Below are 9,438 nucleotides of genomic sequence, written 5' to 3' on the forward strand. Positions count from 1 at the left end.
AGGGCAATGTGGAATACCTCTACAACCCCGAACTCGCCACCAATCAGAACATCAATATGAAGATGGCCTCCGCCTGATTCAGTTTGACGCGCAAAATGACCCCGCCTCGCGCGGGGTTTTTTATGTTCGCAAGGAATCTATCCGGGCATGGAATACTTCAATCCACAAAAACCTCCCCTCGGGGCACATTTTTCGGGTATGCTTAAGCCCGCCCGCCACAACAGGCGATGGCTTTGTTCGTTTAAACAGGAGGATGACAGTGGACCCCAAGGCCCTCAATACCCGTTGCGTAGAACTTTTTCAGAACCCCGACGTGCGCCTGCGTATGTGGAATGCGCGGATGTTCTGGCAGGTTGGCGATCAGATGAATGTCGCGCCGACTGCGCTCACCAGCCCAAAAGTGGACACTTGTGAACTGGAAGTCATGCTTAGCGCCGCTGCACTGACCGATTCCCAGTGTGCCGCGGAACTGGACAAACGCGAACCCGGCCGTGCCGCCTTCATTCAGCGCCAGATTCGGGAAGGCATGCGGCCGCTTTTGCGTCCTGCGCAATAATCAGAGTTGCAGGCATCGCGCAGTTGCGGGCCTCAGCACAACAGGGGTGTGTTGCCAGCGTAACCCTCTTGTGCGGCGTCGTTGACCACAATGTGTACACGGCGAATGTCCCGGACCGGGGTGTTTGCCGCACCCCACGCAAATCACGCCCCATTGTTATCCGCCCTTTGGCAAGACCGACACGAGGCGCTATTCTTGCGCCATCAAGGCCGCCATTCGTCAGGGAACTGTTCCATGCCCAAAAAACCTGCCACGCCGCTGCAAACCCCCGATGGCAGCCGGCATATCCTGCTGCATTCCTGCTGCGCGCCCTGTGCCGGCCCCATCATGGATGATATCCGCGCGGCAGACATTGATTTCACTGTGCTCTTCTACAACCCCAACATTCATCCCCAGGCCGAGTACGAGTTGCGTAAGGAAGAAAATATCCGCTACGCCAGGCAACTGGGCGTCCCTTTCGTTGACCTCGACTATGACAAGGATAACTGGTTCAGCCGGGTGCAGGGACTGGAGTGGGAACCGGAGCGCGGCGAGCGTTGCAGCGCCTGTTTTGATATGCGCTTTGAGCGTTCCGCTCTCTATGCCGCCGAACACGGCTTCAGCCTCTTTTCCAGCACCCTCGGCATTTCCCGCTGGAAGGATATGGCCCAGATCAACGGCTGTGGAAAACGGGCTGCAGCGCGCCATGCGGGGTTACAGTACTGGGACTACAACTGGCGCAAGGGCGGCGGCAGCGCACGGATGATCGACATCGCCAGGCGCGAACAGTTTTACCAGCAGGAATACTGCGGCTGTGTCTATTCTCTGCGCGACAGCAATCAGCACCGGATCAGTCAGGGCCGCAGCAAAATCATCCGCGGCGTGAAGTTCTATGGCCGCGATGAGACCGGTCAGGGTCAGGGCGCCGACGCAGAAGCTACAGAGGCTACGGGCATCAAGAGCTCGTAGCGGTCTCCTGGCCCCAATAATTCCAGAACCGGGTAGCGCAGGGGCAGATCACGCGCTTTGCCCCACGCCGACAGGGCGCCGTAGGCCTTCCATGAGGCGATCGCCAGGTTGGCATTCACCCGCACTCGGGCAACGTGCTGTGCGGGCCATTGCCCGGCCTGCCAGCCCGTCGGTGCCGGGACACCAGCATTCACCAGATAACCCAGACGAGCCACCACTTCGGCATCTCCGCCACTGCCCTGCTCCCGTTCCAGCAGGGTGATCTCTGTATGACTACGCAGGTCTGCAGGAGCATCCTTGGCCATCTTTTCCCGGGTCTTGACCATCTGCCGGTAAGAACCCTGGAAAGGCTGGTAGACATAGCTCCGCGCCACCCCCATCTCCTCCGTCACCGTCGGGCTGTTAAAGACGCCCAGCCACCAGAGCGTCAGCAGCAGCATCGCCAGAAACACCAGAAAGGGCCCCAGCCAGCCACGCCGCCAGTCACGCCTGGGAGCTTGCCGCATCTCCGCCATCTTTACTCACCTCTGCCAGATATGACCAGGAAAAACCGGGACCAGGGTCCCACTTGCGACCGGGTGCAATGTCCGAATGCCCCACCATGCGCTCGGGGCCCATGGCCGGGAAAAGGCCCTGCAAGTCTTTCGCCAATGTCGCCAGACGCTGGTACTGGAGCGGCATGAACGCAGTGCCCTCGCTGCCTTCCAGTTCGACGCCGACACTGTAATCATTGCAAGCGGGGTGACATTGCCACTCGGACACTCCGGCGTGCCAGGCCCGCTGAAAAACCCCGACATGCTGCCATAAGGTGCCGTCTCGTTCGATGAAAAAGTGGGCGGAGACATGCAGGTTGCGCAAAGCATCAAAGTAAGGATGGCTATTAAAGTCCAAAGTCCCCATGAAAAAACGCTGCACGTCACCGCTGCCAAAGCCCTCAGGCGGCAGGCTGATAGCATGCACCACCAGCAGGTCCACCGCCGTGTTCGCCGGACGTTCGTCATGGTGGGGTGATGGCGCGCACTTTGCCTGACGATGCCAGCCCGCACCGTCCCAGACCGTCACGGCATCTCCTCCGGTGGCCGATCGGCCATCTCTGTCAGCCAGCGGTCCAGTGCATGCGCCCGCGCTTCCACCTGAATGGGGCGCTGGTAACGGCCATCCCGGAAAAGGAAAAGTGCGGGCAGATGATAGACATCAAACTCCTGAGTGATCCCCATATCGATCCCTGCGTCGACCTCCCAAACTTGCAGATCATCACGGGTGGCCTCGTAATCCGCCAGCAAATGGCGCCATATCCTGCAGGAATGACAGCCCGCAGAAGTAAAAAAAAGGATGATCAGTCCTCGGGTGGTCACCATGCGTTGCCAAAAACCCAACTCCGATACCGTTTCCATGAACTTCTCCTCAATCGCCTGACAGAGTACCGCTATTATTCAACGGCCAAAATAACTATCACCTAGCCAGACAGGCGGGCGGGAAAGCGCACGCGCTTGCGAATCAGGCAGCTAAAAAGCAACTCCAATTCCACGAGCAGCGGGGTGGGATGCATCGCCAAGGCGTGTTCCGCGCCAGCCGTTAGTCGCACTTGAATGGGCAGGCGCTGGCCATTTGCCCTGCCCGAGGCGATTTAACACACCCCTTTATTCCTCAAGCGAGGAGCTCACATTGTTTCCTCCAGACATTGAGAATGTCCTCAGGGAATTGGGGAAGAAGGGCATGGCGCCCTAGATCTGCGGATGCCGCCGCCCCTGAGGGTGTTGCAAACGGTTCAAGGCCGAGAGGTAGGCCTTGGCGCTGGCGATGACGATGTCGGTATCCGCCCCCTGACCATTCACGATGCGGCCATCCTGCTGCAAACGCACCGTGACCTCCCCTTGGGCGTCAGTGCCGGTCGTGATGGCATTGACCGAGTACAGCAATAATTGCGCGCCGCTCTCCGTCACGGCTTCGATGGCCTTGAAGGCGGCATCCACCGGCCCTCCGCCCACGGCCATGGCGGTCTTGGCCACACCTTCCACCAGGACCTCCACTGTCGCCTCCGGGCGTGTGCCCATCTCCGAACAAACGCGCAGGTAACCCAGGCGATAGCGTTCCGCCTGCTCCTCCTGGAGATCCTCATTGACGAGGGCCTGCAAGTCCTCATCGAAGATTTCCGCCTTGCGGTCGGCCAGCGCCTTGAAATGCGTGAAGACCGTGTCGAGGGTCTCCTTGTCCAGTTGAATACCCAGGGCCTCCAGGCGCGCCCGCACCGCCGCCCGACCCGAGAGCTTGCCCAGGGTCATGCGGTTGGCCGCCCAGCCCACGTCCTCGGCGCGCATGATCTCGTAGGTCTCCCGGTGCTTGAGGACACCGTCCTGATGGATACCTGACTCGTGGGCAAAGGCATTGGCCCCGACAATGGCCTTGTTGGGCTGAATCGGGAAACCGGTGATGGTGGACACCAGCTTGCTGGTGGGCACAATCTGGGTGGCGTCGATGCGGCTATCGCAGGAGAAGACATCAGCGCGGGTGCGCACCGCCATGACGATCTCCTCTAGGGCGGCATTGCCCGCGCGCTCGCCCAGACCATTGATCGTGCATTCCACCTGCCGGGCACCATGCAGCACCGCCGACAAGGAGTTGGCCACGGCCAAACCCAGGTCGTTGTGACAATGGACGGAAAAGACCGCCTGGTCAGCATTGGGCACTCGCGCGCGCAGGTTGGCGATAAGCTGCCCGAAGCGGTCCGGGAGGTTGTAACCCACCGTGTCCGGAATATTGATGGTACGCGCCCCGGCGTCGATCACCGCCTCGATGACCCGGCAGAGAAAGTCCTCTTCGGAACGCCCGGCATCCTCCGGCGAGAACTCCACGTCATCGCAATACCGCCGGGCGAGTTTCACCGCAGCTACCGCCCGTTCCAGCACCTCGTCAGGGGACATGCGCAATTTGGCCTGCATGTGTACCGGACTGGTGGCGATGAAGGTGTGGATGCGCCCCGCGGCGGCTCCGGCGATGGCTTCCCCGGCACGGCGGATATCCTCGTCCCGAGCGCGGGCCAAGGCGCAGATACGGCTGTCCTTCACCGCTGCGGCGATGGCTTGCACCGCCGCAAAATCGCCGTTGCTGGCGGCGGGAAAGCCCGCCTCGATGACATCCACGCGCAGGCGCTCCAGGGCCTTGGCGATGCGCAATTTTTCGTCGCGCGTCATGGCCGCGCCCGGCGACTGCTCGCCATCGCGCAAGGTGGTGTCGAAAATGATCAAGTGTTCTTTAGATGGACTCATGGATCACCCTTTCCAGATCGTTCGCAGTGATTGTACCGCGTTGGCGGGTTTTCACGAAGGACGCGCAGATCTCCCTCATTCAGCAGGCGCACGCTGCAGCCAGCGATACACCGTTCGCTCACTAATGCCCAAGGCATCCGCCACCCGGCGACGGTTACCCTGATAACGACGCAACAATTCGTCAAGGTTATCAGGGTGCTGGCCAGTCTTGCCGGTTTCAGAGCGTGCAGACCGTTCCGCCGCTGGCAGAGCAGCGTTGCGCGACACCCCGGAATCCAAATGCCGGAGCTGGATGATAGGGCCATCAGCCAGCGCCGCCGCTTTTTGCAACATATTACGCAGCTCGCGCACATTGCCGGGAAAATCGTAAGCACCGAGACGAATCTCCGCATCCTTGGATAGGCTCCAACTCCCGCCCCAGCTCTTACCGATGCGCTCCAGCAAAACTTCGGCGATACCCGCGATATCCTCGCGACGCTCGCGCAAAGGCGGCAAATCAATAGTGATGGCCGCCAACCGATAATAGAGATCTTCGCGAAAAGCCCGCTGCGCGGTCATCTCTAGCAAATTGCGATTGGTGGCAGCCACTACGCGCACATCCGCATGCAACGTTTCCGCCCCCCCCAGACGCCGGAAGCTACCCGTTTCCAGCACCCGCAAAAACTTAGCCTGCATGGCAAGTGGCAACTCGCCCACCTCATCCAGAAACAGGGTGCCGCCATGGGCCATCTCATAGAGCCCGCGCTTGCGCCCAAGACAGCCGGTAAAAGCGCCCCGCTCGTGACCCAGGATCTCGCTCTCAAAAAGGGTTTCCGGCAACGAAGCACAATCGACGGTAATAAAAGGACCATTCGCCCGCGCCGAGAACTGATGCACGGCGCTGGCTGCCAGCTCCTTACCCACTCCGCTCTCACCAAATAGCAGAATGCTGGCATCCGTCCGCCCTGCCATCTCTATATGGTGCAGACAGCGCATAAAGGCTGGTGAACGTCCTACCATACGCAACTCACCGCAGGTGATTTCCTCCTCCTGGTGCGGGAGGCGGATGATCTCCTCCCCAAGATAGGTGTTACCTTCCTGATCTTTAATAGCATGTCCGCGAATCCGCACATGCTCGGCATGATTCTGATGGTCATAATGAATGTGACGCACCTCATGGGCCTCCCCAGTGTTAAACACCGCTTGATGGGGACAATCTTCTCCACGCCTGTGACAAGGTACCGGGGAGTGATGGGAGATTTCGTGGCAGCACTTCCCAACCACCTCATCTGCATGCACACCATAGGCATCCTGATAAGCGCGGTTAGCGGCCATAATCCGATATTCACGATCGATAAGCACCATAGGGTTCTGCTGAATATCGAGCACACTACCGGCATTTAAGCCAAGTGGCATGTCGTTCTGGCTAGCCGTAGTTTCCGATTTTCCGGATCTAGTCTTTTTGCCGCGGTTTATCATAGTTAGCCTTTGATGTCGGGGTGGCCCACTTATTCAGTTCATTATTGCACCATTTGCCAATTCCATCTTATTATACCCATTATTTCAGTGATCGGATGCAAGAATATTCTTATACCGCCGAACAGTTATTTTTATTTATGGATTAGAGAGTCATGTTTTTCTTATTTATCATGACATGACATGACACGCTGGGCATGTCATTCACCATGAAACTGAAATATCAACAACTTTATTGCAATTTACTAACCTTATTATATACCAAGAATAACAATAGACTTCCACAAATAAAAACTAATATCCGGTGATGGCACGCTTTCTGCTCTAACAAACTCATCCATTTGCGGAGGAAGTTCCCATGTCAGGCATGTACATCATTTGTTTAAGTGGCGCGCGGGAGAAGCTGCAATTTGCGGCGATGGCAGCGTCTGTAGCGGCCGTATCAGGAACGGAGGTCGATGTCTTTGTGTCGATGAATGCGTTTCCCTACTTCATCAAAGGGCACCGTAAGGAAGCACCGAATGAGGGTGCCATGGGCAAAATCATGGCCGAGCGCAATGTGCCGCCGTTTTATCACATTTTTGAGCAGGCCGTGGAACTGGGAGATGCCAGGATATGGGCCTGCTCCATGGCCATGGATGTTATGGGGGTTAAGGAAAATGGCATGGAAGATATTGTCGCCGGTCCCATGGGACTCACCAAGTTTCTCAGCGATGCCGAAGGGGCGCAGATCCTTACCTTTTGAAGCAATAACCTGAATGACAAGCGCGAGCGAAGGAGTAGCAGATGAGTGAAAGAGTCGTAGATGCCCGCGGCAGTTTTTGTCCCGGACCTCTCATGGAGCTGATTTCCAACATGAAGATGATGAGTGTGGGCGACACCCTGGAATTGTTGTCCACCGATGCCGGTTCCGCCGCAGACGTGCCGGAGTGGATCAAGAAGGTCGGCCACGAAATGCTGGATACCGAACAGGATGGTGAAGGCACCTGGCATATCCGGGTCCGTAAAGCCAAGTAACGCAACGTCCAATAGTGCAGAGACAAATAAGGAGTGACATCATGAGAATTCTCGTCATCGGTGGGGGTATGGGAGGCACGATTTTTGCCAATCTTCTGGCCCGCCGTATTCAACATGAAATGAAAACTGGGAAGGCCCGCATCACCATGCTCTCGGCCAGTCACGAGCACGTCTATCAGCCTGGTTGGCTCTATGTTGCCATGGGGCGCGCGACCCCTGATGAACTGGTGCGCGAACAGGAAAGCCTGCTGGAACCAGGCATCGAGTTCCATGTCGACCCCGTTGAGGAGTTTCATCTCGCCGAGAATCACGTCAAATGCAAAAGCGGCAAGGTTCATGAGTATGACCTGATCGTCATCTCCACTGGCTCCCGCCCCCTGCCGGAGAAAATCCCCGGCCTCAAAGAGAATTCCATCAACTGCTATACGGCCGATGATGCGGTAAATTTCTTTAAGCAACTGTCGGACTTCAAGGGCGGTCGTATTGTGGTAACCGTGGGTTTGCCGCATAAGTGTCCGATGATTCCGCTGGAACTCACCTTCGCCATGCACGATTTCATTAAGGATCGTGGCCTGCTGGATAAAACCGAGTTCTACTACACCTATCCCATCGGTCGGGTCCATAGCCTGGAAAATGTGGCGAAGTGGGCGACACCGGAGTTTGACCGTATGGGGATCAAGTACGAAACGCTCTTCAATATGAAAGAAGTCGACGGCAAGAACGCCGAAGTGCTTAGTGAAGAAGGCGGTGCCGTCAAGTATGACCTGCTGGTGGCGGTGCCGCCGCACAAGGGCCAGGAAGTCATCGAAAAAAATGGTCTGGGCGAAAACGGCTGGATACCCACCAATCGCGCCTCCCTGCACATGGAAGGTGAACACGGCAAAAACGTCATTATCTTAGGCGACACCACCAACCTGCCTATCAGCAAGGCGGGCTCGACGGCCCATTTTGAGGCGGAGACGGCAGCAGAAAATGTCGCGGCAGTGATCAAGATAGGGCGACCGGTGCGCAGTTACGACGGCAAGGTCTTTTGCTTCATTGAAGCGGGCAAGGATCGCGCCACCTACGCCATGTTTGATTACCAAAATCCCCCGCAGCCCAAGGCACCAACCGGTGCGGTCCATGCCTTTAAGATGGCCTACAACAAGCTCTATTGGGCCAGTGCCCGTGGCTTACTCTAAAGGAGGTGATCTATGGCTGCCATAATGTCAGAAGCCACCCACGAAGAAGCGCTATCCAAAGCCCAGGAGGCCTTGGCGCGCCTGGTAGAAAACGGCGACCTGGAACGTATTGTGCACTTGGCGCGGCTCGCTGGGGCTGCCCAGGACTCCATGAGCGATGAAATAGTCGGACGGCTGGCGGGCATGGCCAGCGACGGACTCGATTTGCTAGACCGGGTCAATCGCAGCCAGATCGTCCATGCCCTGCCCACCGTCTCCGCACTGGTGGAAAATGGTGACCTTGAGCGTATCGTGCATCTGGCGCGCATGGTCGGTGCCGCGCAGGACTCCATGAGCGACGAAATGGTGACTAGGATGGCGGGCATGGCGAGCGACGCCATGTGTCTGCTCGACCGCGCCACCCGTACCGGCGTCATGGACCGTCTGCTAGCTGTGGCAGAAAAGATGGATCAGGAGCACATCCTGACCGACTTCCTCCGCTGTCTGGCCGGGGCTACTGAAGAAGCGGCCCAGACCCCGGCACCCAAGGGTGGTATCAGCGGACTCTGGGACCTCATGAAACAACCGGAAACCCAGCAGACCATCCAGTTCCTCATGCTGCTCGGCAAGCACTTTCGCTCCTGTCGCCTCAAACACTGAGGTCCCACCTCAAACATTCCTTTTTAAAAGCGTTTTACTCGCCCTGCTTGTAGCCCCCTGCTCTTCCGGGGGCTTTTTTCTGTGGTCACAGCAAATTCATTGCATCGATGATGATCAAACTTACGTAAATTTTTTTGTATGTTTTTCATAAGTTTGGGCGTTTATAGCTTATAGAGGCGGTACAGAAGTACGCATACTTGTCGGCAGAACATCTGGCGCCTTACGCAAAGAGCCTTCGTACTGACGAAAGTCCTGCCAACGTCACAATATTGACAACGTATATTGTTGGGGAATTGAAGAAGGCTGGGTAATTCTTTGATTAATTGGTCGGGGCGAGAGGATTTGAACCTCCGACCACCTGAACCCCATTCAGGTG

General features: G+C 57.3%; 12 protein-coding genes. 6 read left to right on the forward strand and 6 right to left on the reverse strand.

Features of this window, described 5'->3' with window-relative positions; genetic code table 11:
• The first annotated feature begins 253 nt into the window (after positions 1-253).
• Entirely contained in the window at positions 254-556 is a 303-nt protein-coding gene (locus tag Q0C48_RS05105) for a hypothetical protein (RefSeq protein ID WP_291522141.1), read from the forward strand.
• Here the strand turns inward: Q0C48_RS05105 and Q0C48_RS14665 are convergent.
• The gene (locus Q0C48_RS14665) at positions 501-710 is read right to left on the reverse strand and encodes an AP2 domain-containing protein (RefSeq protein WP_366937006.1); all 210 of its coding nucleotides are present in this window, start codon (positions 708-710) and stop codon (positions 501-503) included. The two genes, Q0C48_RS05105 and Q0C48_RS14665, sit on opposite strands and share 56 nt — an antisense overlap.
• Before the next feature lie 80 nt (positions 711-790).
• On the opposite strand from Q0C48_RS14665, the gene Q0C48_RS05110 reads away from it, so the two are divergent.
• Positions 791-1,504, forward strand: a complete 714-nt coding sequence (locus Q0C48_RS05110) for an epoxyqueuosine reductase QueH (RefSeq protein WP_291522142.1) — start codon at positions 791-793, stop codon at positions 1,502-1,504.
• Here Q0C48_RS05110 and Q0C48_RS05115 read toward each other — a convergent pair.
• The 5 genes from Q0C48_RS05115 to Q0C48_RS05135 form a co-directional block, all read right to left on the reverse strand.
• Complete coding sequence (locus tag Q0C48_RS05115; protein ID WP_291522143.1) at positions 1,453-2,019, reverse strand: hypothetical protein; 567 nt, start codon at positions 2,017-2,019, stop codon at positions 1,453-1,455. The two genes, Q0C48_RS05110 and Q0C48_RS05115, sit on opposite strands and share 52 nt — an antisense overlap.
• Positions 1,988-2,566, reverse strand: a complete 579-nt coding sequence (gene ampD, locus Q0C48_RS05120; RefSeq protein ID WP_291522144.1) for a 1,6-anhydro-N-acetylmuramyl-L-alanine amidase AmpD — start codon at positions 2,564-2,566, stop codon at positions 1,988-1,990. The genes Q0C48_RS05115 and ampD overlap by 32 nt, the downstream gene beginning before the upstream one ends.
• On the reverse strand, positions 2,563-2,898 hold the full coding sequence (locus Q0C48_RS05125; protein ID WP_291522145.1) for a thioredoxin family protein: 336 nt from the start codon (positions 2,896-2,898) through the stop codon (positions 2,563-2,565). Before Q0C48_RS05125 ends, ampD begins: the two co-directional genes overlap by 4 nt.
• 330 nt (positions 2,899-3,228) lie before the next feature.
• A complete protein-coding gene (locus Q0C48_RS05130; RefSeq protein ID WP_291522146.1) occupies positions 3,229-4,770 on the reverse strand; it encodes a 2-isopropylmalate synthase in 1,542 nt (513 codons plus the stop codon).
• Positions 4,771-4,845: 75 nt separating this feature from the next.
• Complete coding sequence (locus Q0C48_RS05135) at positions 4,846-6,165, reverse strand: sigma-54-dependent Fis family transcriptional regulator (protein WP_291522147.1); 1,320 nt, start codon at positions 6,163-6,165, stop codon at positions 4,846-4,848.
• Between the two features lie 418 nt (positions 6,166-6,583).
• Between Q0C48_RS05135 and Q0C48_RS05140 the strand changes: the two genes are divergently transcribed.
• From Q0C48_RS05140 to Q0C48_RS05155, 4 genes are read left to right on the forward strand one after another with little or no spacing between them, the layout of a single operon-like run.
• On the forward strand, positions 6,584-6,970 hold the full coding sequence (locus Q0C48_RS05140; RefSeq protein WP_291522148.1) for a DsrE/DsrF/DrsH-like family protein: 387 nt from the start codon (positions 6,584-6,586) through the stop codon (positions 6,968-6,970).
• 41 nt (positions 6,971-7,011) lie between these two features.
• Positions 7,012-7,242 carry a sulfurtransferase TusA family protein gene (locus Q0C48_RS05145; RefSeq protein ID WP_206387050.1) on the forward strand — a complete coding sequence of 77 codons (231 nt, stop codon included), beginning with the start codon at positions 7,012-7,014 and terminating at the stop codon, positions 7,240-7,242.
• A 41-nt stretch (positions 7,243-7,283) separates the two neighbouring features.
• Complete coding sequence (locus tag Q0C48_RS05150) at positions 7,284-8,423, forward strand: FAD/NAD(P)-binding oxidoreductase (protein WP_291522149.1); 1,140 nt, start codon at positions 7,284-7,286, stop codon at positions 8,421-8,423.
• A gap of 12 nt (positions 8,424-8,435) precedes the next feature.
• On the forward strand, positions 8,436-9,062 hold the full coding sequence (locus Q0C48_RS05155) for a hypothetical protein (protein ID WP_291522151.1): 627 nt from the start codon (positions 8,436-8,438) through the stop codon (positions 9,060-9,062).
• The last annotated feature ends 376 nt before the right edge of the window (positions 9,063-9,438 follow it).

The sequence above is a fragment of the Acidithiobacillus sp. genome, assembly GCF_023255755.1.
GTDB lineage: Bacteria > Pseudomonadota > Gammaproteobacteria > Acidithiobacillales > Acidithiobacillaceae > Acidithiobacillus.